General features: G+C 45.7%; 26 protein-coding genes. 11 read left to right on the forward strand and 15 right to left on the reverse strand.

The window, feature by feature from the left end:
* Positions 1-1,077, forward strand: a complete 1,077-nt coding sequence (locus tag FB592_RS16805) for an endospore germination permease (RefSeq protein WP_041851179.1) — start codon at positions 1-3, stop codon at positions 1,075-1,077.
* On the opposite strand, the gene FB592_RS16810 is transcribed toward FB592_RS16805, so the two are convergent.
* From FB592_RS16810 to FB592_RS16820, 3 genes are all read right to left on the reverse strand, one after another.
* Positions 1,074-2,489, reverse strand: coding sequence for an alanine/glycine:cation symporter family protein (locus FB592_RS16810; RefSeq protein WP_015252561.1), 1,416 nt, complete (start codon positions 2,487-2,489; stop codon positions 1,074-1,076). The two genes, FB592_RS16805 and FB592_RS16810, sit on opposite strands and share 4 nt — an antisense overlap.
* Positions 2,490-2,613: 124 nt before the next feature.
* The gene (locus FB592_RS16815) at positions 2,614-3,006 is read right to left on the reverse strand and encodes a DnaJ family domain-containing protein (protein WP_003233692.1); all 393 of its coding nucleotides are present in this window, start codon (positions 3,004-3,006) and stop codon (positions 2,614-2,616) included.
* A gap of 18 nt (positions 3,007-3,024) precedes the next feature.
* Positions 3,025-3,162 carry a hypothetical protein gene (locus tag FB592_RS16820; protein WP_103803342.1) on the reverse strand — a complete coding sequence of 46 codons (138 nt, stop codon included), beginning with the start codon at positions 3,160-3,162 and terminating at the stop codon, positions 3,025-3,027.
* Between the two features lie 100 nt (positions 3,163-3,262).
* Here FB592_RS16820 and ltaS point away from each other — a divergent pair, with 100 nt between their 5' ends.
* Positions 3,263-5,212: a lipoteichoic acid synthase gene (ltaS, locus tag FB592_RS16825; protein ID WP_003233694.1), complete on the forward strand. Its 1,950-nt coding sequence runs from the start codon at positions 3,263-3,265 to the stop codon at positions 5,210-5,212.
* A 33-nt stretch (positions 5,213-5,245) separates the two neighbouring features.
* Here the strand turns inward: ltaS and nagE are convergent, their stop codons facing one another.
* On the reverse strand, positions 5,246-6,604 hold the full coding sequence (gene nagE / locus FB592_RS16830) for an N-acetylglucosamine-specific PTS transporter subunit IIBC (protein WP_014479158.1): 1,359 nt from the start codon (positions 6,602-6,604) through the stop codon (positions 5,246-5,248).
* Positions 6,605-6,775: 171 nt separating this feature from the next.
* Between nagE and map the strand changes: the two genes are divergently transcribed.
* The 4 genes from map (at position 6,776) to FB592_RS16850 (ending at position 8,477) form a co-directional block, all read left to right on the forward strand.
* The gene (map, locus tag FB592_RS16835) at positions 6,776-7,525 is read left to right on the forward strand and encodes a type I methionyl aminopeptidase (protein WP_003233698.1); all 750 of its coding nucleotides are present in this window, start codon (positions 6,776-6,778) and stop codon (positions 7,523-7,525) included.
* A gap of 81 nt (positions 7,526-7,606) precedes the next feature.
* The gene (locus FB592_RS16840; RefSeq protein ID WP_003242951.1) at positions 7,607-7,921 is read left to right on the forward strand and encodes a DUF3243 domain-containing protein; all 315 of its coding nucleotides are present in this window, start codon (positions 7,607-7,609) and stop codon (positions 7,919-7,921) included.
* Positions 7,922-8,027: 106 nt separating this feature from the next.
* Positions 8,028-8,183, forward strand: a complete 156-nt coding sequence (locus FB592_RS16845) for a hypothetical protein (RefSeq protein ID WP_003244572.1) — start codon at positions 8,028-8,030, stop codon at positions 8,181-8,183.
* A gap of 156 nt (positions 8,184-8,339) precedes the next feature.
* Complete coding sequence (locus FB592_RS16850; RefSeq protein ID WP_003239885.1) at positions 8,340-8,477, forward strand: YflJ family protein; 138 nt, start codon at positions 8,340-8,342, stop codon at positions 8,475-8,477.
* A 40-nt stretch (positions 8,478-8,517) separates the two neighbouring features.
* Here the strand turns inward: FB592_RS16850 and FB592_RS16855 are convergent, their stop codons facing one another.
* Positions 8,518-9,183, reverse strand: coding sequence for an MOSC domain-containing protein (locus FB592_RS16855; protein WP_014479155.1), 666 nt, complete (start codon positions 9,181-9,183; stop codon positions 8,518-8,520).
* A gap of 66 nt (positions 9,184-9,249) precedes the next feature.
* Between FB592_RS16855 and FB592_RS16860 the strand changes: the two genes are divergently transcribed.
* Positions 9,250-9,525, forward strand: a complete 276-nt coding sequence (locus FB592_RS16860) for an acylphosphatase (RefSeq protein ID WP_141949831.1) — start codon at positions 9,250-9,252, stop codon at positions 9,523-9,525.
* Here FB592_RS16860 and nosA read toward each other — a convergent pair.
* The 10 genes from nosA to FB592_RS16905 all read right to left on the reverse strand — a co-directional run bounded on the left by nosA (position 9,516) and on the right by FB592_RS16905 (position 19,805).
* Positions 9,516-10,607, reverse strand: a complete 1,092-nt coding sequence (nosA, locus tag FB592_RS16865; protein ID WP_128737651.1) for a nitric oxide synthase — start codon at positions 10,605-10,607, stop codon at positions 9,516-9,518. The genes FB592_RS16860 and nosA overlap by 10 nt on opposite strands.
* A gap of 118 nt (positions 10,608-10,725) precedes the next feature.
* Positions 10,726-11,520 (reverse strand): MBL fold metallo-hydrolase, encoded by a 795-nt coding sequence (locus FB592_RS16870; RefSeq protein WP_049140626.1) that lies wholly within the window; start codon positions 11,518-11,520, stop codon positions 10,726-10,728.
* Between the two features lie 55 nt (positions 11,521-11,575).
* Positions 11,576-12,877 (reverse strand): Mg(2+)/citrate complex secondary transporter CitM, encoded by a 1,302-nt coding sequence (gene citM / locus FB592_RS16875; protein ID WP_021481213.1) that lies wholly within the window; start codon positions 12,875-12,877, stop codon positions 11,576-11,578.
* Between the two features lie 43 nt (positions 12,878-12,920).
* The gene (locus FB592_RS21170; RefSeq protein WP_021481214.1) at positions 12,921-13,046 is read right to left on the reverse strand and encodes a hypothetical protein; all 126 of its coding nucleotides are present in this window, start codon (positions 13,044-13,046) and stop codon (positions 12,921-12,923) included.
* A gap of 26 nt (positions 13,047-13,072) precedes the next feature.
* Positions 13,073-14,032 (reverse strand): tripartite tricarboxylate transporter substrate binding protein, encoded by a 960-nt coding sequence (locus FB592_RS16880; protein ID WP_021481215.1) that lies wholly within the window; start codon positions 14,030-14,032, stop codon positions 13,073-13,075.
* Between the two features lie 2 nt (positions 14,033-14,034).
* Complete coding sequence (citT, locus tag FB592_RS16885) at positions 14,035-14,715, reverse strand: two-component response regulator CitT (RefSeq protein ID WP_015252569.1); 681 nt, start codon at positions 14,713-14,715, stop codon at positions 14,035-14,037.
* Positions 14,687-16,315: a two-component sensor histidine kinase CitS gene (gene yflR, locus FB592_RS16890; protein WP_141949833.1), complete on the reverse strand. Its 1,629-nt coding sequence runs from the start codon at positions 16,313-16,315 to the stop codon at positions 14,687-14,689. Before yflR ends, citT begins: the two co-directional genes overlap by 29 nt.
* A 127-nt stretch (positions 16,316-16,442) precedes the next feature.
* Complete coding sequence (locus FB592_RS16895; protein WP_015383080.1) at positions 16,443-17,879, reverse strand: anion permease; 1,437 nt, start codon at positions 17,877-17,879, stop codon at positions 16,443-16,445.
* Positions 17,880-18,005: 126 nt separating this feature from the next.
* Entirely contained in the window at positions 18,006-19,268 is a 1,263-nt protein-coding gene (locus FB592_RS16900) for a pectate lyase (protein WP_128746972.1), read from the reverse strand.
* Positions 19,269-19,457: 189 nt separating this feature from the next.
* The gene (locus tag FB592_RS16905; protein WP_003233729.1) at positions 19,458-19,805 is read right to left on the reverse strand and encodes a YflT domain-containing protein; all 348 of its coding nucleotides are present in this window, start codon (positions 19,803-19,805) and stop codon (positions 19,458-19,460) included.
* Between the two features lie 243 nt (positions 19,806-20,048).
* Here FB592_RS16905 and FB592_RS16910 point away from each other — a divergent pair, with 243 nt between their 5' ends.
* The 4 genes from FB592_RS16910 (at position 20,049) to yfmE (ending at position 23,545) form a co-directional block, all read left to right on the forward strand.
* The gene (locus FB592_RS16910) at positions 20,049-20,417 is read left to right on the forward strand and encodes a YfmB family protein (protein ID WP_003233730.1); all 369 of its coding nucleotides are present in this window, start codon (positions 20,049-20,051) and stop codon (positions 20,415-20,417) included.
* A 108-nt stretch (positions 20,418-20,525) separates the two neighbouring features.
* Entirely contained in the window at positions 20,526-21,473 is a 948-nt protein-coding gene (yfmC, locus tag FB592_RS16915; RefSeq protein WP_070548703.1) for a Fe(3+)-citrate ABC transporter substrate-binding protein YfmC, read from the forward strand.
* 72 nt (positions 21,474-21,545) lie between these two features.
* A complete protein-coding gene (fecD, locus tag FB592_RS16920) occupies positions 21,546-22,547 on the forward strand; it encodes a Fe(3+) dicitrate ABC transporter permease FecD (protein ID WP_014476116.1) in 1,002 nt (333 codons plus the stop codon).
* A complete protein-coding gene (gene yfmE, locus FB592_RS16925) occupies positions 22,544-23,545 on the forward strand; it encodes a Fe(3+)-citrate ABC transporter permease YfmE (RefSeq protein ID WP_021481218.1) in 1,002 nt (333 codons plus the stop codon). Before fecD ends, yfmE begins: the two co-directional genes overlap by 4 nt.
* The last annotated feature ends 11 nt before the right edge of the window (positions 23,546-23,556 follow it).

Here is a 23,556-nt window from a genome sequence, read left to right on the forward strand (position 1 = left end):
ATGGACAAGACCTCTGCATACCAAGGATTATTTTTCGGAGCTCTGTATACGTTAGCGGTCGGATTAAAGCATGCTCCGATTCTCATGATCGAATCAGCAAAACAAAATGCCTGGCACAGCTACATCCTCGGCGTTGTCATCGTGATTCCGGCACTCTGGCTCATGCATAGGCTGATGAAAAAGCATCAGGATAAAAATATCTATGAGCTGCTGAGCGATTCCTCACCAATCGCAGGCCGGATTATCATTTTACTGTTTTCTTTGTATTTCCTGTTAATCAATGCTCATGATATACGTTTTTTCATCAATTTGATTAACATTTTATTTCTCCCGAGAACACCAATGGCTGTTCTGGGCGGTGTTATTATCTTTGTGGCGATCTGTATTGCCAGAGAGGGAAAAGAAACATTGACCAGAATGGCGCAGATATTCTTATTTCCATTCGGCACCCTGGTCTTGTTCCTTCCATTCACGCTGGCCACACAAATTGAGCTTCAAAACTTGACGCCTGTTTTTGAAGGTCTAATCCCATATCTTCAATCAGGCTATTACGCGTTTGGGACAATGGGGGAATTGATTATCCTTCCGCTTCTCTTCTCAAACCAGAGCGTCCCGCTAAAATACACCATTTTCGCGATACTGCTGGGTGCTTTATTGCTGGCCGTGATGTTATTTTCTTCAATTTCTGTCTTTGGTCCCAACCTGACATCTACTTTCTTTGATCCTGCTTATATGGTCATCAGGCAGATCCGCATTACGGATTTTCTGGATCGCTCAGACCTGGTCATCGCGGCTTTTTGGATTCCGGTCATTATGGTGAAGATAGCAGGTTCCCTATATATCGTGGTATACGGCCTTTCGTTTTTACACTCAAAAATCGACCCGAAAGCCATGTATACACCAACCGGCATGTTCTCAGTCGTATGCAGCTTTTGGTTCTTTTTAAATACAAATCAGCTAATCGACTTTAACAGAATCAAACCAATCATTAATGTAGTGATTTCTCTTTTGCTGCCTTTACTCATTTATTTGATCATAAAAAGCAAAGCGTTGTTCGGCGCCAAAGCAAAGCACTAGGAGTTTTTAGCTTCTTTTGTTTGATAAACAGGATTCTGTTTTGTTTTTCTTATATCTTTCAGGTAGTACTGTTCAGATGTAAAGAATTCGGTGTACAGCGCTTTTACCTTTCTGCTCAATAACAACAGCGCAATCACATTTGGGACGAGAATAAAAGCCAATGCTAAGTCCAAAAAGCCCCAAATGGCTTTTGCTCCGCCTGCGGCACCTATGATAATAGCCGCTAAATAAACGAATTTAATCACGTGTCCTGCCAGCCGCCCGAACAGAAATTCAGCTTGCTTTACGCCGTAAAAAATGACAACCATAATGGTTGATACGACAAAGAAGACTAGGGAAACCGAAACGAAGTACCCTCCGCCAGAACCGAAATAATGCTGAAATGCAGCCGTCGTCAGTGCTGCCGGATCAATTGAGGCGTTCTTCCCTGTCCAGACACCAGATGCAAGAACGACAAAAGCGGTGGTCGTGCAGATGATCAAGGTGTCAATGACAATGCCGATCACAGACCAAAACCCTTGCCGCACAGGATGATCAGTCATTGCTGCCGCATGTGCAATCGGGGCTGTTCCCATTCCGGCTTCATTAGAATAAAGCCCGCGGGCAAATCCCCAGCGAACGGTTTCCGCCAACGCAGCACCTGCGAACCCTCCAACTGCTGAAGAAGAGGTAAACGCATTTGAAAAAACGAGAGAGAAAAACGCCGGCACTGATGATAGATTCATGAGAACAATCAGGAGACCGGCTCCCGCGTATGCCCCTGCCATAAGAGGTACGACAAACTCTGTTACTTTTCCGATCCGCTTTACCCCTCCTATCACCACTAAGCCGATCAAAAACGCAATTCCGATTCCTGCGTATATTTTATTGAAAGAAAACGTCTCAGCAAGCGAGACTGAAACCGAATTTCCCTGAACCATAATGCTGGGGATCAGCTCCACAATCAGCGCAACAGAGAAGAATACGCCGAGCCATTTCATGCGCAGCCCTTTTGTTATGTAATACATCGGTCCCCCGACGTATTCACCCTGCTCATTTTTTTCTCTGTAATGAACAGCAAGAACACTTTCAGAAAACTTAATCGCCATGGCAAATAAGGCAATAAGCCACATCCAAAAAACCGCTCCTGGTCCTCCAAACATAATAGCGGCGGGCACACCGACAATGTTCGCTGCACCGATCGTTGAACTGAGGGCTGAGGTCAATGCCTGAAGCGGTGTGACTGTGCCCTCTCCCTTCGGCTTTTTTCCTACGCTGCCGATTGTCTGTTTGAAAATGTATAAAGGATAGCGAAATTGAAAACCTTTCAGCAAAATAGTGAAATACAACCCCGTCCCCGTCAGCAGGATGATTAGCGGCGGACCCCACAGCCAATCAGATATATGCTCTATCCATACTAATAGTCGTTCCATCCCATCACCCTTTTTTCGTTTATGGGTCATTTCCCATAGATGGAAAAACATAAACCTTTTGACATAGAACTTGGACCATAAAAAGGATGGCTTTTAACAAACGCCATCCTGCAGACAAGACAAATCAGCTGGAAGAAGGTCTGTTTCGTCCAAGCCGGTCATATACTTTATTCTTATAAAAAGCGGATGCTGGCTTTGAAAACATGCCTTTTTTGTCGACAAGCTTATCAAGCAGCAATTGTTTTTCAGATTTTTTTCTGATTAATTGCTCGCGTTCTTTTTCGTCATAGCACTTTTCGATTAAATGGTCGATGGTCATAAGCTCTTTTTTGAGCGCGCCCTCGTCCTCTGCCATTCCCGCGTTTTTCAAAATACGATAGCCCATGCGCAGCGATTCCGGCAAGTGTGCCGCGTCATCCTTCGGCAGCGGCTTTCCCATTCCCGGGAGGTTTTGAAAATCCCCGTCTTTGATGGCGCGCTTAATTTTATCTTCAGACACAATATGGGAAAAATCCATCATTTCACCTCTTTTTATCTATACCTTATATTTTATCATACAATTCTCAAAGTACCATTTTATTCCTTTATTTCTAGAAAGATACCTTGTTTTACATTTGGTAATATCAAAGCGAAACGTTGATTCGACGGCGTTTTTCGCCACTTTCTCCATCATACGATTTTCACTTTTCTAATCTGCTGATTCGTGTTATATTGGATACGTTCGTTTTTTCTATCGTTTCGCTCGAACTGGATCGGAAAAAAGGAGTGTAACAATGAAAACATTTATAAAAGAAAGAGGACTGGCCTTCTTCTTAATTGCGGTCGTCCTGTTATGGATCAAAACGTATGTCGGTTATGTCCTGAACTTCAACTTAGGAATAGACAACACGATACAAAAAATATTGCTTTTTGTGAATCCTCTTAGCTCAAGCTTGTTCTTTCTTGGCTTTGGACTCTTGTTCAAGAAAAAATTACAGCAGACAGCCATTATAGTGATTCATTTTTTAATGTCTTTTTTACTGTACGCAAACATTGTGTACTACAGATTTTTCAATGATTTTATTACAATTCCGGTCATTATGCAGGCTAAAACAAACGGCGGCCAACTCGGTGACAGCGCATTTTCGCTGATGAGACCGACTGACGCCTTTTACTTTATCGATACGATCATCCTGATCATCTTGGCGATCAAAGTAAACAAGCCTGCCGAAACGTCAAGCAAAAAATCGTTCCGAATTATTTTTGCGTCTTCAATTCTTGTGTTCTTGATCAACCTGGCAGTTGCGGAATCAGACCGTCCTGAATTGCTGACAAGATCATTCGACCGGAACTATCTTGTGAAATACTTGGGAACATACAATTTCACGATTTATGACGCTGTACAGAATATCAAGTCCAACAGCCAGCGCGCGCTTGCCGATTCCAGCGACGTGACGGAAGTGGAAAACTACATGAAAGCCAATTACGATGTGCCGAATAACGTGTATTTCGGCAAAGCGGAAGGAAAAAACGTCATTTACGTTTCACTTGAATCTTTGCAGTCATTTATTATCGACTATAAAATTGACGGCAAAGAAGTGACACCGTTCTTAAATAAACTGGCACATGATAACGAAACGTTCTACTTTGATAACTTTTTCCACCAAACGGGACAAGGTAAAACATCTGATGCTGAATTTATGATGGAAAACTCTCTGTACCCGCTGGCTCAAGGTTCAGTTTTCGTAAACAAAGCACAAAACACGCTGCAATCCGTTCCGGCGATTCTGAAGTCTAAGAATTACACATCTGCTACTTTCCACGGGAACACGCAGACGTTCTGGAACCGTAACGAAATGTACAAAGCGGAAGGCATTGATAAATTCTTTGATTCTGCTTACTATGACATGAACGAAGAAAACACGAAAAACTACGGCATGAAAGACAAACCGTTCTTCAAAGAATCAATGCCGCTGCTGGAAAGCCTGCCGCAGCCGTTCTATACGAAGTTCATTACCCTGTCTAACCACTTCCCATTCGGAATGGATGAGGGGGATACAGACTTCCCGGCTGGAGACTTTGGTGACTCTGTCGTCGATAACTACTTCCAGTCAGCCCATTACCTTGATCAGTCCATTGAACAATTCTTCAATGATCTGAAAAAAGACGGGTTATATGATAAATCGATTATTGTGATGTACGGAGACCACTACGGCATCTCTGAAAACCACAATAAAGCGATGGCGAAAGTGCTTGGCAAGGATGAAATCACTGATTACGACAACGCCCAGCTTCAACGGGTGCCGCTCTTTATCCACGCTGCCGGCGTGAAGGGCGAGAAAGTTCATAAATATGCCGGAGACGTTGATGTGGCTCCTACCATTCTGCATCTGCTCGGAGTGGATACGAAGGACTATCTGATGTCCGGGTCTGATATTTTATCGAAAGAACACCGTGAAGTGATTCCGTTCCGAAACGGAGACTTTATTTCACCGAAGTACACGAAAATATCCGGTAAGTATTACGACACGAAAACCGGAAAAGAACTCGATGAATCCGAAGTCGACAAGTCAGAAGACTCGCTCGTCAAGAAGGAACTTGAAATGTCCGATAAAATCATAAACGGAGACCTGCTGCGGTTCTACGAGCCGAAAGGTTTTAAGAAGGTGAATCCTTCTGATTATGATTACACAAAACATGACGAAGATTCTTCCGAAACGTCAAAGGATAACGAAGATAAATAAGAAAAAGCGGAGAGGTTGCCCTCTCCGCTTTTTTTATTTGACAGCAGCCCTCAATTCTTCCGCCGCAAATTCCACATTCGGGCCAATAATGACTTGAACCGATTGCCCGCCTGATTTGACAACCCCTTTTGCGCCTGCTTTCTTTAGCAGCGCTTCATCCACCAAAGCGGTATCCTTCACAGTCAGTCGCAGCCTTGTGGCGCAATGATCAATGGTTTGAAGGTTTTCTTTTCCGCCGAGCCCTTTCAGCATGATGTTTTCATTTACATCCTGGACAGTATTTTCATCCAGCACTTCATCCACATCATCGTCTTCCCGTCCAGGCGTTTTTAAATTCAAAGCCTTAATCAGTACATAAAACACGATAAAGTATACTGCCGCATAGCATATACCTACCAAAAGCAGAAGCAGCGGTTTTTCTGCGATTCCATAGCTGAGCACATAATCGATAGCTCCAGCTGAAAAAGAAAAGCCTGAACGGATGCCGAGCCAGTTGACGATAAATAAAGATAACCCGGTTAAGACCGCGTGAACAGCGTATAAAAGCGGAGATAAAAACATAAATGCAAACTCAATCGGCTCCGTAATCCCTGTGATAAACGCTGTTAAAGCAAATCCAATCATCATTCCAGCCGTCGCTTTCCGTTTAGACGGCTTCGCAGTCACAACCATAGCCAGACACGCCGCCGGAAGACCGAACATCATGATTGGGAAGAATCCGGTCATATATGTGCCCGCTGTCGGATCTTTCGCGAAAAAGCGCGCCAGATCCCCTGTCACTCCGTTATATTCTCCAAATTGGAACCAGAAAATATTGTTCAGCACATGGTGAAGGCCAAGCGGAATTAACAGCCTGTTGAATAGGCCGAATATGCCTGCCCCGATGCCGCCGAGCCCGAGCATCCACTCTCCAAACGAGTTTATACACGATTGAATCGGCGGCCAGACGACTCCGAATATGCCCGCTAAAATGATCGTAATAATGGCTGTTATAATCGGCACAAGCCGTCTGCCACTGAAGAACCCGAGATATTCAGGCAGCTTGGTATCCTTGAAGCGGTTATAGGTGTAACCGGCAATTAAACCGGCAATAATTCCCCCAAACACCGCCATGTTATTTGTTTTATCAATTGTCTTTGTTGCCGCGTCAAGCATCAGATACGATATCGCCCCTGATAAACCCGCGGCCCCATTGCTGTCTTTTGAAATGCCGATGGCAATTCCGATCGCAAAAATAAGCGGCAGATGATCAAAAACCGCCGTCCCCGCCTGATAAACAAACGGGATATTAAATACATCCTCTCTGCCAAGCGCAAGGATAATTCCAACCGCAGGCAGAACCGCAATCGGGAGCATAAATGACTTCCCGAGTTTTTGTAAAAATGAAAGCATACCCATCCCCCTCATACCCTTTTTTTTCAAATATACCATATAAGATATCTAGTGATCTATACCAATTTTCCCGGGGGTATTTCTTTTTTCCCAGGCCCGTGTGTTTCCTATTTTTAAGACAGTTGTGGTAAGCTTAATCTAGATTATTTAAAAAGAAAGCGGGAATGACAGATGATTGTAACAAACGATCAAGAATTAGAAGGTCTGAAAAAAATCGGAAGAATCGTCGCGCTTGCGCGTGAAGAAATGAAGCGGAAGGCAGAGCCCGGCATGAGCACAAAAGACCTTGACCTTATCGGAAAAGCTGTGCTTGATGAGCACGGCGCCGTTTCAGCTCCTGAGAAGGAATATGATTTTCCAGGTGTGACATGCATCAGCGTAAATGATGAAGTGGCTCACGGGATACCAAGCACATCCAAAATTTTAAAAGCAGGGGACCTTGTCAACATCGACATCTCCGCTGAATTTGGCGGCTTCTATTCCGACACAGGCATCTCATTTGTGCTCGGTGAAGGAGAAGAACGCCTTCATAAGCTTTGCCAATGCGCGGAAAACGCATTTCAAAAGGGGCTTCAGCAGGCAAAAGCGGGCAAGCGCCAAAACCAGATCGGAAGAGCCGTTTATCATGAAGCACGCTCTCAAGGCTTTACCGTCATCAAAACCCTGACCGGCCACGGAATCGGCCGAAGCCTGCATGAAGCGCCGAACCACATCATGAACTATTATGATCCGTTTGATAACGCACTGTTCAAAAATGGCACAGTCATCGCGCTTGAACCGTTTATTTCAACGAAAGCAGAAACGATTGTTGAAGCTGGAGACGGCTGGACGTTCAAGACGCCGGATAAAAGCATGGTTGCCCAAGTTGAACACACGATCGTCATCACAAAAGATGAACCGATTATCCTGACGAAACTGTAAAACACATTCCGGGCTTCCGGCAGGTTTAACCTCCTCCAATAGCAGGTAAAACATCATTATTCTGCACGAGGAGGTCTTGCAATGAACAGAGATCAAGAAAAAATCCAAATTGAAAACGAAATGAACGCGATGCATGGCACAATAAAAGAAGACATTTTAAAAGACTTTGAGGAATTTAAAGGCTACTTGAAAAAACAAGTCAACCGAGGCAAAAAGCTGGGATTGGATGACGGCAAGCTTGTAAAAAGCGCTGCGATCCTGGGAGACTACCTCGCAAAGCATGAAGAGCCGCAAAACGGTGAAGAAATGCTGCTGCAAGAGCTTTGGAGCGTTGCAGACGAAGATGAGAAAGAACATTTGGCACAGCTTCTGGTCAAATTGGTTGATAAACAATAAAACATGAGCCGGGCGATATGCGCCCGGCTTTCTTGATATTGTCACAGCCCGGCTCTTTCAGATATGCTACACTACTATTATGTCTGTGAAAGGAGCCTTTATCTGCATGTGGTTTATTATTTTCGGCATCATTTTTTTCATTGAAGGCATCATTATGACCGTTTACGGCGTTAAGAAAAAAAACGGGATGCTCACATATATCGGCATTGTTTTCGCCATTATGACATTTGGCGTTGTCATGATCAAACTAACCGGCCATTAAATCATATTCGGCTTTTGCTCCGCATATACATACAGAAGAACATTCGTACATCTAGTGCGAAAGGCTCAGTTTTCCCCGCATCTCTTTTCAGCATCTTTTTATAGATGTTACAATGCCAATCGTTTCGAAATCAGATAGGGAAAGGAGTTTTCTGACATGCATTACGGCAGTAAAGGCTGGTATGTGGCAGAACTAAAAAAGCAGGGGATCACGCACCATGAGGGAAGAAAGCTTCAAAGCTATAAAACCTATTTTCTTGCCAACCTGCTTGAAACAAAGAAAAAACAATCTTAAATATGGCAAAGCCGCGCACGTTGATATGCGCGGCTTTTTTCTATTCAACCGGCAGCAGCCTGTCCTTTTTTTTCATAAAGGACGCTCTCCAGCTTTCCGATAGTGCAGCCTCACTTAAAATCAGTTCTATGGCGGTGAGATTTTTTGCATCATGGTAGTTGATGCGGTTGGCGAACTGGACGGAGATGCCCTTCTCTCCTCTGGACAGCAATTCAAGGTTCGCGCCGGGAGACACCCTGCCCTCCTCCAGCACGCGAAAATAAAACCCTGTATAGCCGGTTTGCTGGACCTTCAGCACCATTTCTTTTACACCAAACTTTTTCGCCAGCTTTACACACGGCTGGCGCGGCTGGCTGACCTGAACAACAGCTTCATCAAGCCTGAACACATCCCCGATGCAAACATTCTCCTCAGTCAGGCCCGCGACCGTCAAATTTTCTCCAAATGCGGCATTTGACAGTGGTCTTGAGAGGAACTCTTCCCAAAACGGATAATGCTCCGCCGGGTAGACACAGACAGCCTTATCAGGTCCGCCGTGGTTGACGAGGTCCGCCTGTCCGTCTCCTTCAAAATTCTCCCGATACAGCATGACGGCTGATTCAGCCGGCCGCTTCATGATGCCGGTTTCGATTTTCTTTCCGTCATATTCAAGCGTCTGCGGTTTTCCCAGATTAAGAGAAAGAACTGAATAGCGCTCTGGTTTCATACAAACACATTCCCTTTACAGGTTGTAAAATGATTGATTATCATAAAAAGAAAAGGTGGTTTTTACATGCTTCAATACCGAATCATTGTAAACGGCCGGGTTCAAGGTGTGGGCTTTCGCTATTTTGTTCAAATGGAAGCTAATAAGCGAAAACTGGCCGGCTGGGTCAAAAACCGTGATGACGGGCGTGTCGAGATTTTGGCAGAGGGTCCGGAAAACGCCCTGCAATCGTTTGTTGAGGCTGTAAAGAACGGAAGCCCTTTCTCAAAGGTTACCGACATCTCTGTGACTGAATCCCGCAGCCTTGAAGGCCATCATCGATTTTCTATTGTTTACTCATAAGGCTTATCTTGATAAAAATAGTTCGGCTTAACGATTGAGTTATCATAGGAGCGGTGGAAGATATGAGTGGCAGCGGGTGAAATTGGCGGAATCAGCCACGTCCAGTCTCCCGTCAGCTTTCTGCCCGCTTCTTCCTCCTGTTCTTCAAACCGTTTAAACTGGCTTGCCGCTGTATGATGGTCAACGATGCTGACACCCTGCTTTTTATACGAGTGCAGCACAGCTTTATTCAATTCAACTAGCGCTTGATCCTTCCATAAATCCGTATTGTAATCAGCGGCGATGCCGATCACGGACGCTACTTTTTTCAGCTTGTCGTACCGCTTTTCATCTGCGAGGTTTCTCGCTCCGATCTCCGTGCCCATATACCAGCCGTTAAATGGCGCGGCATTATAATGAATGCCCCCGACCTCAAGCTTCATATCAGAGATGATAGGCACGCCGTACCACTTCAGCTCCAAATCAGAAAACGCCTCGATGTCCGGATGTATGATTGGAACCTCGATCACAAGTGAACGCGGCAGCTCATACCAGACAGGCTGTTCGTCTCCTTTCATGCGAAAAATGAGCGGCAGCAGGTCAAAATCCGTTCGCTCTCCGCGCCAGCCGAGCTCTTCGCAGGCTGCTGTCAGTGAACAGGAAGCCGGGTCACCGATTCTTTCTCCGTCTGACTCATATCCAGCGTACCGGATCAGCTGATGATTCCAGATCTCGACTTGCTTTTCACCCTTCTCTTCCGGAGGGAAAATCGTAATGGTCGGTCTGATTTTCCCGTTATTGGTGGCGGTTTCAATATGGTGAAAGAGGGCGTCACGCACATCCTCCTTCGTCCGGACGTCTCGTCTGTCGATAACATTCAGCGAATTCCAGAACAATCTGCCGATGCAGCGGTTGCTGTTTCTCCAAGCCATTTTCGCTCCGTGCTCCAGCTCTTCCTTCGTATGTACATAGCTTCCGGTCAGGTCAATTTCGCTTTTAATGTCCTCGAGACGGTCTTTCACTTCCTCCTCCTTTCCCAATTCCTGATAGCATGCGGCAATAAACGCTTTCGCTTCGTTCCAGAGTATTTCTTTTTCTTCCAACAAACTCTCCCCTTCACATCACTTCATGCTTTTCATTGTATCGTTTTTAAGCGGCAAGACAAATGATTTTTCTGCAACTTCCTGGAAAACAATAAAAAACACCCGCGTAATGCGGGTGTCAAATAGACGATAATCGATTTGCCAATTCAGTTAAGTCACTTCGAAAGTTTTTGCCGGTCATCGGTATGCCGTGCCCTGTCAATAACGCTTCCGGTTCAAGACCGGCCAGCTTCAGAATGGACTCAGCGGCCGTCTCTGTGTCAGGCGTGAAATAAGCCGGCGGACCGTGAAGCTCCTGTTTTTGTATCAAGACGTCAGCCATTTTCTCCTGTTCCACTGTAATAACAGCATCACCTGCTACAAGCACGCGGCCGTCATCGCGGAATAACGAAATATGGCCCGGCGTGTGTCCTGGTGTCGCGATCCACATCCACTCGTCAAGAAAAGGGACTGAACCGTCTTCCGGCAGTGCCTGGACATGTGAGGAAATATCGATGGAGTGCCGCGGAAACAGCGGCGACAGCTTAGCGACCAGCCCGCTCTTGCTGTCAGGACGAGCCGGAGGATAATCCTTTTTACCTGTTACATAAGGCATTTCCCGAGAATGGACATAAACAGGCACATCCCAATGCTCAAGGATCTCTTCGATTGCCCCAATATGGTCAAAGTGCCCGTGTGTGAGGATAATCGCCTTCAGCTGAAACCCTTCACCGAATCTTTGTTTGGCTTCATTGACAATCATGCCAGCTGATTGAGGCATGCCGGCATCAATTAAAACAAATGAGTGAGGTTCAGAAGGCAGCTGAATAAAATAGACATTCGCAATTTGCACAGTCAGGCCGTGCACCCCTTTTGCCGCTTCGAACCCCGTTCCGCTTCTGACTGAAGTCAGCGGCATATAAGGATCACTCATAATGACACCTCCGGAATGTTGTATGCCGTTAGTGTGTGTCATTACGCCTGAATTATCATACGGAAATAGAGATCGCACCGATCAATAGAGCGATAGCCGTCATGACGATCACTGCGAGAACCGCCCATTTCAATGCGAATTTTTGATGGTCATCAATAGAAACTCCGACGAGTCCGACAAGCAAATGAGTGGATGGCACAAGCGGACTCAGCATATGAATCGGCTGGCCGATAATAGAGGCTCTGGCAATTTCCACTTTATCCACACCGTATGCGACAGCTGTTTCTGATAAAATCGGCAGCACCCCGTAGAAATACGCGTCATTCGGCATCAAAAATGTGAAAATACCGCTTGTTAAGGCCACAATCGCTGGGATCAATCCGCCCATTTGTTCCGGTATCATGGACACGAGTGAGATCGCCATTTCATCAACCATTTTCGTGCCTGTCAAAATCCCCGTGAACACCCCCGCGGCAAAAATCATTGAACCGATAGCCAGCACGTTGCTGGAATGCGCTGCGATGCGCTGTCTCTGATGCTCGAGATTGGGATAATTCACAATCAGCGCAATACAAAACGCAATGACAAACAGTACGGTTAAACTAACTTTACCCGATACTAAACATCCTATTAAAGAAAGCGTTAACAATAAATTGAACCACCAAAGCTTCGGCCGCTTCCACTCATCTTCAACCGCTGCCGCCGGTTCATTGGCATTGGCTGGCTGTTTCAGTTCAATCACACCAAGGCGCTTTCGTTCCGCTTTTCCAAGCACATACGCAACCGCCACCATACAAAGCATCCCGCTTGCAATGACAGGAATCATCGGCCCTGTAAGCTCAGCTGGATCAACCCCCAGCGCACTCGCCGCCCTCGGCGTCGCACCGCCCCATGGAATTGTGTTCATGATTCCCATGCCGACTCCCGCGATTCCCGCCAGGATAATTGGCCGGATGCCTAGCAGCAAATAGAGCGGAAGCATGGCGCTTGTCGTAATCATGTACGTTGTCGAGCCATCTCCGTCCAAGGCGACGAGCATTGTAAGAACCGCTGTCCCGACAACAATTTTTAAAGGGTCTCCTTTGACCATGCTTAAAATTTTGCCAACCATTGGATCAAACAGGCCTGTATCAATCATAATTCCAAAATATAAGATCGCAAACATAATCATGACCGCAGTCGGCGCGACTTGCTGAATCCCCGAAATCATCATGTCCCCAACTTCAGTAAATCCAAATCCGGCGATAAGCGCAAACACAGTCGGCGTCAAAACTAATGCTGTTAAAACAGAAAGCCGTTTTGTCATGATCAATGCCATAAACACAAGCATCATGAGAAAGCCTAAGATTGCTAACACATCCATTCCCCCTTAAATGAATCCGCTTACATTTTTTTCTCCCTTACTCCCCTTTTTGTCTTGCCTTTTTGCCATCGTATGGGAAAACCAACCGCAAGTAAATAATTTGGTTTTTTTGTATTTTTAATTTTTTAAAACCGTTTTGTTCTTTTTGATCAATTTTCAGCATGAAAAAAATCCCGGGATGCCGGGATCTTAATTTCCTGTCATGATGCTTTGATAAAAAGCAGATTGCTCTTCTAAAAACCGTTTCGTTTCCCTGCTGTTCAAATAAAAGCTTTCCCAGTCCTGTTCGTTTATTTTCCGCTTCCATTCAGGTGAAGAGGTGACCTTCTTTAGCGCTTGATCCCAATAAGAAATCTCTTCCTCAGACATATTTTTCGGGCCCAAAATCCCTCTCCAATGAGAAAAAACAAACGGGATTCCCTGCTCCTTCCACGTCGGTACATTTGGAAAACCGGGAAGCCTTTTATCAGACGTTACAGCGGCTAACGTGATATCGCCGTTTCGTTCATATGGTTTCGCTTCAGAAAGTGTCATGGAAGCCGCTTCTATCTCATGTCTGATCAGCGCCTGAATGAGCTGTTCGCTGCTGTCATACTGTGAGAATTGAATGTCAAACGGGTCAATGCCGTACATATCTGCCGCTCTGACGAACGAGAGCTGATCATCATTGCCAAACCCCGGGGCAAAGCCGATTCTCACCTTGCCGGGATGCATGTTGATCTCATTCAGCACATCCTTGCCATTTGTTAACGCTGATCCTTTTGGCAATGCAATCGTCTGCCATTCCTTGGAGAGAATGGCGAGCGGCGTAAAATCGGACATTTTTAATTTGCTTTGCCCGAGAAGATCATTGCTCAATATTAGGCTGGACGTCATGCTGATGGTTTGTTTGCTGCTTTTGTTGACATATTTCCAGCCTTTCTCTCCCCCGCCGCCGGATTTATAGACGATATGAACATCATCCTTCACGATCTGCTTCTGCCTCAAAACTGATTGGATCGCCTGCGCTGTGACATCCCAGCCGCCAGAAGGTTCGGCAGGGACGACAATTTCTATCGGCCCGTCCGGCAGGCGCGGCGCAGCCGCCTGCCTGATATCACCCTGCATAAAGATCAATAGAAAAATCAATAGGATTATAGATTTTTTCATATCTAATCCGCCGCCAAATAATATTTTCTCTCCGGCCTGCCGATAATCCCGTATTCAAGCTCGGCTCTTGCTTCTTCCTTTGACACAAGATACTCGGCATAACGGCGGGCAGTTGTTCGTGACGCCCCCATTTTTTCCCCAAGTTCCTCCGCTGTCAATCCTTCTGACGCAGTCTGAAGCGCTTCCTTAATTTTTCGCAGTGTAATCGAATTAATGCCAGTCGGCAAATCCTCTGCCGGCAAAGCTGTCTTCACACTGTTCCCAAAAATATGGTCGATCATGGATTGGCTGACCTCCGGCTGAGACATGAGCAGCTTCCTTTTTTCTTTATACTGAAGCAGCACCTGCCTGAACTTGTCAGCCGTTACAGGTTTGATCAAATAGTGGGCAATTCCTGCTCTTAGCGCTTCCTGCAAATGCCGGGTTTCTGTTGCCGCTGTGATAATCATAATGTCCACTTCAGGAAATTGGCTTCGTATATCAGGAATCAACGCGGTCCCAAGCTCGTCCGGCATATAAATATCCAGCAGAAGCAAATCAGCCTTGTGTTCCTTCAAAAGCGCCAATGTCTCTTTTGCGTTAGCCGCCTTGCCGATAATCTTGAATCCATCAAGCTGTTTAATCAATCTCTCATGGATTTGCGCAACTCGAAAATCATCCTCCGCAATCGCGATGTGAATCAAATGGATTCCCCCTTTGTTTCTCCTTCGGTATAAACACAGTGAATACCGCCCCGCCAGTTTTTTGATTCGCCAGTTCGATCCAGCCGCCCAGTTCACGCACTGAGTCTTTCACATTGGCCAGACCGTAGCCTCTCCTCATCCCCTTTGAAGAATAGCCTCTCTCAAACACAGCTTCTATTTTCTCTGGCGGCACACCGGGCCCTGTGTCTGATACTTCAATGACAATGTCATGGCCCATATCCGTGATAAAAAACAAAACTTCCTTCACGCTTTGCTCCGCTACAGCTTCGAAAGCGTTATCAATTAAATTGCCAATAATCGTAATAAGATGGGACAAGCCGATATGCGCAGGAAGAGGCGCGAGTGAGCTGTTCTCATCAATCACCAGCTTGACCTTCTTTTCCGATGCCTTGCTTATTTTCCCTAACAAAATGGCCTGCACCTGCTGCGAATGGATGTTATGGAATAAAAGATCATGCTGTTCATTTTGTATCGCATATTCCTCTTTTATCAGATCAATGGCTTCATCATACTCCCCAAGTTCAAGCAGCCCTAAAATCGCATAAAGCTTATTTGAAAATTCATGAGTCTGCGCCCTGAGATCCTCAGAATATTTGCGAACCTCTGTCAATGTGTCGATCAGCTTCTTCAGCTCTGTTTTCTCCCTGAAGCTGACGACAATCCCATACGCCTGCCCGCCTTGATTCATCACTTTCGTATTGATAATAAACACTTGATCGTTGACGCTTACCTCCTGGTTCGGCAGCATTTCTCCTTGTTCAAGCACAGACATCAGCCCTGCTCCCGGCATGACGTCATCTATAGGAAGATGGATCACAGGCTCGGGCAGCTTCAGCATCTCGGCCGCCGATACGTTCATCATGGTGACGACGCCTTCACGATTGGTGGCAATAATCCCTTCTCGAATCGCGAAAAGCATTGCGTTTCTCTCACGATATAGAGCCGCGATCTCATGCGGCTCAAGCCCAAGCGTATCCTTTCTGATGCTTTTCGCCAGCACGGCGGCGCCAATAAATCCGAGCAGCAGTACAAGCACAGCAATCACACTCAAATTTCTCAAATGCTTTTTGATGCTTTGCTCTGTCTCCGTTTGCAGAAAATCAACAGACACGCTGCCGATCACTTGGCTGTATCCCTTTTGTTCTTTTATAATCGGCGCGCTCCCTCTGATCACTCTTCGTCCATCCGCTTTTGTTTCAGAAACATGCGAACCGCCAAACAAAATTTCTCTGCTGCGCTCCAGTTTCTTTAATCCGCTTTTTCCAGAGACGCTGCGAATGTCTCCTTTTTCGTCCAAAACATAAATGGCAAACGCGCCAGTCTGTTCTTTCATTTGTTCAATGACCTCTTGCGTCTGAGCCGCATGTCCGTCTTTTCTCTCAATGAGCTCTTTAACCGGCGGCATATAGGAAATGGTTCTCGCCGTTTGAACCGCCAGCTGCTCTGCCTGTCTCCGTTCTCCCTGTGTATGCTGAACTGCTAACGTAATGGTCAGCACACCAATGACAAAGACCAGCAGAGCCGCAATCAGCCCCATTATTTTTGTTTGCAGGGAAAAATGGAACCGCTTTTTCACCACAGCACCAGCCGTCCTTTCTACCTAGATCATACCATTTTTCACAGGCAATTTTCTCATTTTTCAAAATCCGTTTTCTTGCGAAGGAGTGAAAATAAAAAAAAGGCAGACCGCGTCTGCCTTTTTCTTTCTACCATATTCCTAGTACTTTCCACCATAATCCGCCGATCACAAGCCATACGATGATATGAACAATCGACAGAATAAATCCGATGGACCACCATTTGCCTTGTGGGATGTAGCCTGCTCCGAAGAAGACCGGAGCCGCTCCAGAACCGTAGTGAGTCGTTGACCCGAACAGGTTACTGATGAACGCGAGGCTCAGCGCTGCTAAAAGCGGCGGTGCGCCCGCTGCCACGACGACAGCCAAAAATGCTGAATACATCGCACTGATGTGGGCTGTCGCACTTGCAAAGAAATAGTGAGAGTAATAATACACAACAATTAAAATGATGAATGCCACAATCCAAGAGAACCCTGATACGGATGATTTCATGGCATTACTGAACCAAGACACCATGCCTAATTCATTCAAGAAGTTGGCGAGCATGACAAGCGCCGCAAACCAAGTGAGCGTATCCCAAGCGCCCTGTTCTTTCTTGATATCATCCCAAGTCAGAACTTGTGATAATAAGAGAACGGACAAACCGATCAATGCGGTTGTGGTTGCGTCGATGTTGAAGCTGCCGCCAAAAATCCACAGCACAAGCACCAAAAGAAACACGATAACCATGGAAAGCTCTGATTTTTTGAACGGTCCCATTTCTTTCAGTTTTTCTGTTGCGATTTTCGCCGCATCCGGTGTTTCTTTGATTTCCGGCGGATACAGCTTGTAAATCACAAGCGGCGTGATGATTAAGCTTACAAGTCCCGGTACAATCGCGGCAATTGCCCAGCTTGTCCATGTTAAGTCCACCCCTGCGACATCATGGGCCAGCTTGGCAATCAGCGGGTTCGCCGCCATCGCTGTCAGGAACATAGCAGATGTGATCAGATTCCCCTGAAAACCGGTTTTTAATAAGAATGCACCGATTTTTCTCTCTGTTCCATTTGCCGGGCTTGATCCGAATGTTTCGGATAATGATCTGATAATAGGAAATATAATGCCTCCTGCACGCGCCGTATTACTTGGAATAGCAGGTGAAAGTATTAAATCACTGAATAGCAGTGAATAAGAAAGTCCAAGGGTTTTTTTCCCGAATTTCTGAACGAATACATACGAAATTCTAGCACCGAGCCCGGTTTTGATAAATCCCCGGGAAATAAAGAATGCGATAACGATAAGCCAAATGGTCTTATTCCCGAATCCGCTTAATGTATCCTCAATTGATAGTGTTCCAGTTAGTGCAGTAACCGCCAATGCAAAAATTGCAATTGCACCCATTGGCAAGGGCTTGGAGATAAAGCCGATAATTGTTGCGACAAAAATCGCAAACAAATGCCAAGCTTTAGGTTCAAGTCCGGACGGAGCGGGAATAAACCAGATGATTAGTCCCACAGCGACAGTAATAAGCAATGGAACAAGCTTTACTGCTGACTGTTTTCCTGCGTCTTTTTCTGAAGCCATAAATAGGTCTCCTCCTATATACTTGTTTTCCGATCCCCTTTTCCATTCTACTCCTTAACTAAGTTAATAAACATTTTAATTAATTAAAAAACACAAAGGTTAGCACCCTTTGTGTTTTTCACTTTCTTAATTTAATTTACCCGCACCCGCTTGATTTATGACATTTGATTTCACATTAGCAGAAGCATCAATCGATCCATGCAGAGACGGCGTCCAGCCGACAGAAGAGCTCAGCCCGTTTGCAGCCGATGCGTTGATCTGTGTGCCGTTCAGCAACGTGCCGGAGTCATATAAAGCCGTTCCCCCGCTGAATACGCTGATCGTTTTAGCAGCTGACAGTCCCGGTACGTCAATGACATTGTTTTGGGCATAGATTTTAGATGACTTTCCGATTCCCCATGCATAGCTGAAAGGATAACTTGAAGAGCTTGTGCTTCCTTCATAATAGTTGTTGTATACGTGCACTTGCCCGAAACGGACTCTCGGCGCGCGCTGGACAATATTTTTATAGCGGTTATGATGCAGCGTTATTTTTAATTTGCCGTCATCGGAGGTTTTGCTGTCACTTGATCCGAAAATGGAGCTTTTATCATGATCGTGATAATAGTTGTAAGACATCGTGATATAGTTAGCGCCGTTGGAAGCATCCGTTTGGCCGTCATGGTGCTGATATTTTCTTCCATAATATTTCGGTGATGTGCTGTCCGGCCGCGAACCGTCGTTAAATGTACAGTGATCAATCCAGATGTGTGTGCCGCCGTTTATCGTGATGTTGTCGTATTGTGAGTTCCAGTTTCCTGAGCTTCCGTCAGTCGGATCCCATTGCGGAAAATAATCATAGGCATCCTGGAATTCAATGTTGCGAATAATGACGTTATCACTCTTGATTTGGAAGTTTCCTCCCACGACTTTAGCGTTAGTCCCTGAACCGACGATCGTCGTGTTTGCAGGGATATCCACCATGACCCGTGCTTTTTGGTTTTTCTGAGAGCGTGCTCTCGCTTCTTCTTGTGTTCCCGACGGCTCTTTTTTGCCCCATGTGCTAGGATCATAGGCTTTCAAATATTTGTCCAAATCATACTCCGGATCTTTATAGTCATTTAGACCAAGCGGCTTCAGATTGTCATCTACGTTCATGTCAATCGTTCCCTTGATATAAATGATTTTTGGCGTTGTGTTCGTTTCCTTCCCTAATGCCGAGACAAGCTGGTTTCTGTTGCTGACGGTATACACATTTGAGGACGATGCTTTTGACCCGCCTGTCGTGCCGGTCGAGTACGCGCCCCAGCCATCATTGGATCCCAACGTCTGGTGGCCTAAATCAGCTGCGTTCACGCCAGCTGGAGTCAATCCTAAAAACAAAGCCGTAGCTAACATCACTTTTTTCATCCACTATGTACCCCCATTTTCTATTTTGTGAGATTTTATTCCAATTTATCACAAAAATATAATAGCAAATTGAGGGACATTCAGAACCGAAAATGTTCCGCTATCCTATTGCGGCATTCTGCAAAATGCCACCGCAAAGACCGCAAAAAAACCAAAAGGCCGTCATAGCCTTTTGGTTTTTTCCTTGCTTTATGCCCAAGCTTTCACTTTTTCGTTATCTGTCACAAAGAGAAGTACTTTTCCTTCATCTAAGCGTTTTTCAAATTGAGCGGCTTCATCTTCAGAAAAACCGATTTCGTGAATTTTATTGCGGAGCTCATCTCCTTTTTTATTGAAGATATTTCCCACCGCGTGCTTGAAACCTGTTTCTTTGGCTCCGATCGTATTGGCATTCGTGTTGTCTGCCAGGCGTTCCGTTCTGTCATCGTCGTGAGCTAAGACGTATACATCCTCTTTCGCAACACCCATTTTCTGTAATTCCTCTACATCCTTCATGAGCTGTTCGTCATTTGTATACTCTTTTACAACTGGTTTCATGTCGATATTCCTCCTTCATGTTTTCTATATTTCTTTCATACCCGATCGTCTGTACCTGAAACAGATTCCAGAACATTAAAGAGAAAAACAGGAGGAATGGTAGTAGCTATTTGTTTTCCGTCCATGGTAAAGTGATAGGAACGGGACCTATTTTCAGAAAAATCAAAATTAAAGAGAAGCCGCTGCACGGAGCACACGACCATGAAACGCTGCCTTTATCCGTACGAGCAGGAGGTATGTCTAATGCAATACTTTTCACCAGAACAGCAATACAATGCTTGGATTGTGAGTGATTTAGTCAAACAGATTTTCCATAAGCGTGCCGGATGTTCACCAGGAATTCACGAGCTTGCGGTTTTTGCCGAGGAACATTTTCATATCGATATCGACTTTGTTTTCTCGATTATCATGAATATCGGCGACATTGAATTTGCACTAACAGATGAAATAGAAAAGAAATTGTCCGGTTATCTCAGCACTCTCCTTCCTTATGTCACTGCTGATATGTTCGAAACCTCTAAAGCCAACGCCCATGCGTTTTTGTCTCGAAGACACGGTAACGCTGCATACCACTTATTTGTGTCTGATGATGCTTTCATGAGAAAGCAGTAAAAACGCAGCTTTCTTTACTAAAAAAATATTGACATGATAAGCCATGCTATTATAGTGTTACATGTGATAATGATTCTCATTACTAAATCTAAAAAAAGGAAGAATGACATGCGCACCTATTCTAACAAGTTGATTGCCATCATGAGTGTTTTATTGCTCGCCTGCCTCATTGTATCCGGCTGTTCATCAAGCCAGAATAACAACGGAAGCGGCAAAAGCGAGTCTAAGGATTCCAGAGTGATCCATGACGAAGAAGGAAAAACGACAGTAAGCGGCACACCTAAGCGGGTGGTTGTGCTTGAGCTTTCATTCTTGGATGCCGTTCACAATCTCGGCATTACGCCGGTGGGCATCGCCGATGACAACAAAAAAGATATGATTAAAAAGCTTGTCGGCAGCTCCATTGATTACACATCTGTAGGCACACGCAGCGAACCCAATCTTGAGGTCATCAGTTCCTTGAAGCCTGATTTAATCATCGCTGACGCTGAGCGCCATAAAAACATTTATAAACAGCTGAAACAAATCGCTCCGACGATTGAATTAAAAAGCCGTGAAGCGACATATGACGAAACGATCGACAGCTTTACGACCATTGCTAAAGCATTAAATAAAGAGGATGAAGGAAAAGAAAAGCTTGCCGAGCACAAAAAAGTCATCAACGATCTAAAAGCCGAACTTCCGAAAGATGAAAACCGCAACATCGTTCTCGGCGTTGCAAGAGCGGATTCCTTCCAGCTTCATACATCATCATCCTATGACGGAGAAATCTTTAAAATGCTCGGCTTTACACACGCCGTGAAGTCAGATAACGCCTATCAAGAGGTCAGCCTCGAGCAATTGAGCAAAATCGATCCTGATATTTTGTTCATCTCAGCCAACGAAGGCAAAACCATTGTAGATGAGTGGAAAACGAACCCGCTCTGGAAAAATCTCAAAGCGGTGAAAAATGGACAAGTCTATGATGCGGACCGTGACACTTGGACAAGATTCAGAGGCATCAAGTCTAGTGAAACAAGCGCCAAAGATGTGCTTAAAAAAGTGTATAATAAATAGGACAAATGAGAAGCGAGGGGAAATCCTTGCTTCTTCGTTTTTGCAACCAGACGCAGTAAGGAAGTGAGACTGTTGTATCATTCAGCCAAACGGCGCTCATCATCAAGACTGATGATGTTCATCATTGCACTGATTATTTTTATATTTGGGCTTGGGCTGAATCTTTCAGTAGGAGCCTCAGACATCGGCATCATAGATTCATTGAAATATCTTTTTGTATGGGACGGTTCAAAGGAACAGCTCATCATCTCCACTCTTCGCCTTCCCCGCACATTAATCGGCGTTTTTGTCGGCGCCAGCCTAGCTGTAGCAGGGGCGCTGATGCAGGCTATGACCAGAAATCCTCTGGCTTCACCCCAAATTTTCGGTGTGAATGCGGGTGCATCGCTTTTTGTCGTTGCTTCTCTCGTCATTCTGCCGGCATCGCCCTATTCATCTGTTATATTCGCTTTTGCGGGTGCGGCAGCAGGCGGCGCGATTGTGTATATGATTGCCTCATCCGGCGGAATGACACCTGTTAAGCTGGCGCTGTCAGGAATGGCCGTGCATTTGTTCCTCTCCTCTATGACACAGGCCATCATTATTTTAAATGAGTCAGGTGAGGATGTTCTGTACTGGATGACAGGCGCAATCGACGGCAGCAACTGGCAGGATGTCATAACCATCGCTCCGTTTTCTGTCATTGGCATCGGGCTTGCCCTCGTATTTTCCGGTTCTGTTTCTGTTCTCGGTCTCGGAGACGAAACAGCAAAAGGGCTTGGACAAAATATGAACGGCATCCGGATTCTGATCAGTTTGATTATTTTAATCCTTTCCGGCGCTTCCGTAGCCGTCGCCGGGCCGATTGGCTTTGTCGGGCTGCTCGTCCCGCATATTGTTCGCAAGCTGATCGGAGAACATTATCAATACGTGCTTCCGTTTTCGGCACTGTTCGGTGCCATTTTGCTGGTGTACGCAGATGTTCTGGCCAGATGGATTGCATTTCCTTATGAATCACCGGTCGGCATTGTCACCGCGATTATCGGAACGCCGTTTTTCTTATATTTGGCAAGGAAAGGGCGAAACCTGAAATGAAGAAAACAACCAGAAAACAAAAACGCCCCTTACTGGCGATACTCATATTGGCCGTGATTTTGATCGTTCTGTCCGTCATCAGCATGGGAATCGGTGCATTATACATTTCACCTGATGCGGTAGTGACGAATCTGCTGGGACTGGATCATTCCTTTGAATTTATCATCCAGCAATATCGCCTTCCCCGCATCATATTAGCAATTTTGGCCGGTGCAGGGCTTGCCGCTGCCGGAGCGATTTTACAGGGTGTGATCCGAAATCCGCTCGCTTCCCCGGACGTTGTCGGCATTTCAAAAGGCTCCGGACTTGCGGCGATGGCTGTGATTCTCATCTTTCCTGAGTCGCCGGTATACGTGCTTCCGTTCTCCGCATTTGCCGGAGCCGCCATTATTGCTGTACTATTATTAATGATAGCCCGAAAAAAGAGCATTCAGCCCTCTTCACTGGCTTTATCAGGCATTGCTTTAGGCGCGGTCTGCCACGCCGGAATGCAATATATGATGGTCAAGTTTCCGGGCGACGTGAATGCTGCACTCATTTGGCTGACAGGAAGCCTCTGGGGAAGAAACTGGGAAGAAGTCAAGCTGCTTGCGCCATGGCTTTTAATTCTTTTTCCGATCGTCTGCATACTCATACCGAAGCTGGATCTTATGTCACTCGGGGATGAGCTTGCACAGGGTCTCGGAGAAAACGCAAACCGGCTGAGATTCATCCTGATTTTCACCGCGGTGGCGCTGGCGGGAAGCTGTGTAGCCGTCGTCGGCTCAATCGGTTTTATCGGCTTGCTTGCTCCGCATATCGCCAGACGGCTTACCGGAGAAAAAGCTAAATATTTACTGCCTGCATCGGCATTGATTGGTGCTATTATATTATTAATTGCAGATACGTTAGGGCGCGGCATCATGCCTCCGGTTGAAATACCTGCCGGAATACTGACAGCCGTGATCGGCGCGCCTTATTTCTTATATTTATTGAAATTCGAAGCGAGGAAACAGTAGGGAGAGGATAC

It is taken from the genome of Bacillus sp. SJZ110, assembly GCF_006715455.1.
GTDB classification, from domain to species: Bacteria; Bacillota; Bacilli; order Bacillales; family Bacillaceae; genus Bacillus; species Bacillus subtilis.

Excerpts from the sequence above, each read along its gene's own strand:
- FB592_RS16805 (WP_041851179.1), top strand. The coding sequence starts at position 1 with ATGGACAAGACCTCTGCATACCAAGGATTATTTTTCGGAGCTCTGTAT.
- FB592_RS16810 (WP_015252561.1), bottom strand. The coding sequence starts at position 2,489 with ATGGAACGACTATTAGTATGGATAGAGCATATATCTGATTGGCTGTGG.
- FB592_RS16815 (WP_003233692.1), bottom strand. The coding sequence starts at position 3,006 with ATGGATTTTTCCCATATTGTGTCTGAAGATAAAATTAAGCGCGCCATC.
- FB592_RS16820 (WP_103803342.1), bottom strand. The coding sequence starts at position 3,162 with ATGATGGAGAAAGTGGCGAAAAACGCCGTCGAATCAACGTTTCGCTTT.
- ltaS (WP_003233694.1), top strand. The coding sequence starts at position 3,263 with ATGAAAACATTTATAAAAGAAAGAGGACTGGCCTTCTTCTTAATTGCG.
- nagE (WP_014479158.1), bottom strand. The coding sequence starts at position 6,604 with ATGCTTTCATTTTTACAAAAACTCGGGAAGTCATTTATGCTCCCGATT.
- map (WP_003233698.1), top strand. The coding sequence starts at position 6,776 with ATGATTGTAACAAACGATCAAGAATTAGAAGGTCTGAAAAAAATCGGA.
- FB592_RS16840 (WP_003242951.1), top strand. The coding sequence starts at position 7,607 with ATGAACAGAGATCAAGAAAAAATCCAAATTGAAAACGAAATGAACGCG.
- FB592_RS16845 (WP_003244572.1), top strand. The coding sequence starts at position 8,028 with ATGTGGTTTATTATTTTCGGCATCATTTTTTTCATTGAAGGCATCATT.
- FB592_RS16850 (WP_003239885.1), top strand. The coding sequence starts at position 8,340 with ATGCATTACGGCAGTAAAGGCTGGTATGTGGCAGAACTAAAAAAGCAG.
- FB592_RS16855 (WP_014479155.1), bottom strand. The coding sequence starts at position 9,183 with ATGAAACCAGAGCGCTATTCAGTTCTTTCTCTTAATCTGGGAAAACCG.
- FB592_RS16860 (WP_141949831.1), top strand. The coding sequence starts at position 9,250 with ATGCTTCAATACCGAATCATTGTAAACGGCCGGGTTCAAGGTGTGGGC.
- FB592_RS16870 (WP_049140626.1), bottom strand. The coding sequence starts at position 11,520 with ATGAGTGATCCTTATATGCCGCTGACTTCAGTCAGAAGCGGAACGGGG.
- FB592_RS21170 (WP_021481214.1), bottom strand. The coding sequence starts at position 13,046 with ATGCTGAAAATTGATCAAAAAGAACAAAACGGTTTTAAAAAATTAAAA.
- FB592_RS16880 (WP_021481215.1), bottom strand. The coding sequence starts at position 14,032 with ATGAAAAAATCTATAATCCTATTGATTTTTCTATTGATCTTTATGCAG.
- FB592_RS16895 (WP_015383080.1), bottom strand. The coding sequence starts at position 17,879 with ATGGCTTCAGAAAAAGACGCAGGAAAACAGTCAGCAGTAAAGCTTGTT.
- FB592_RS16900 (WP_128746972.1), bottom strand. The coding sequence starts at position 19,268 with ATGAAAAAAGTGATGTTAGCTACGGCTTTGTTTTTAGGATTGACTCCA.
- FB592_RS16905 (WP_003233729.1), bottom strand. The coding sequence starts at position 19,805 with ATGAAACCAGTTGTAAAAGAGTATACAAATGACGAACAGCTCATGAAG.
- FB592_RS16910 (WP_003233730.1), top strand. The coding sequence starts at position 20,049 with ATGCAATACTTTTCACCAGAACAGCAATACAATGCTTGGATTGTGAGT.
- yfmC (WP_070548703.1), top strand. The coding sequence starts at position 20,526 with ATGCGCACCTATTCTAACAAGTTGATTGCCATCATGAGTGTTTTATTG.
- yfmE (WP_021481218.1), top strand. The coding sequence starts at position 22,544 with ATGAAGAAAACAACCAGAAAACAAAAACGCCCCTTACTGGCGATACTC.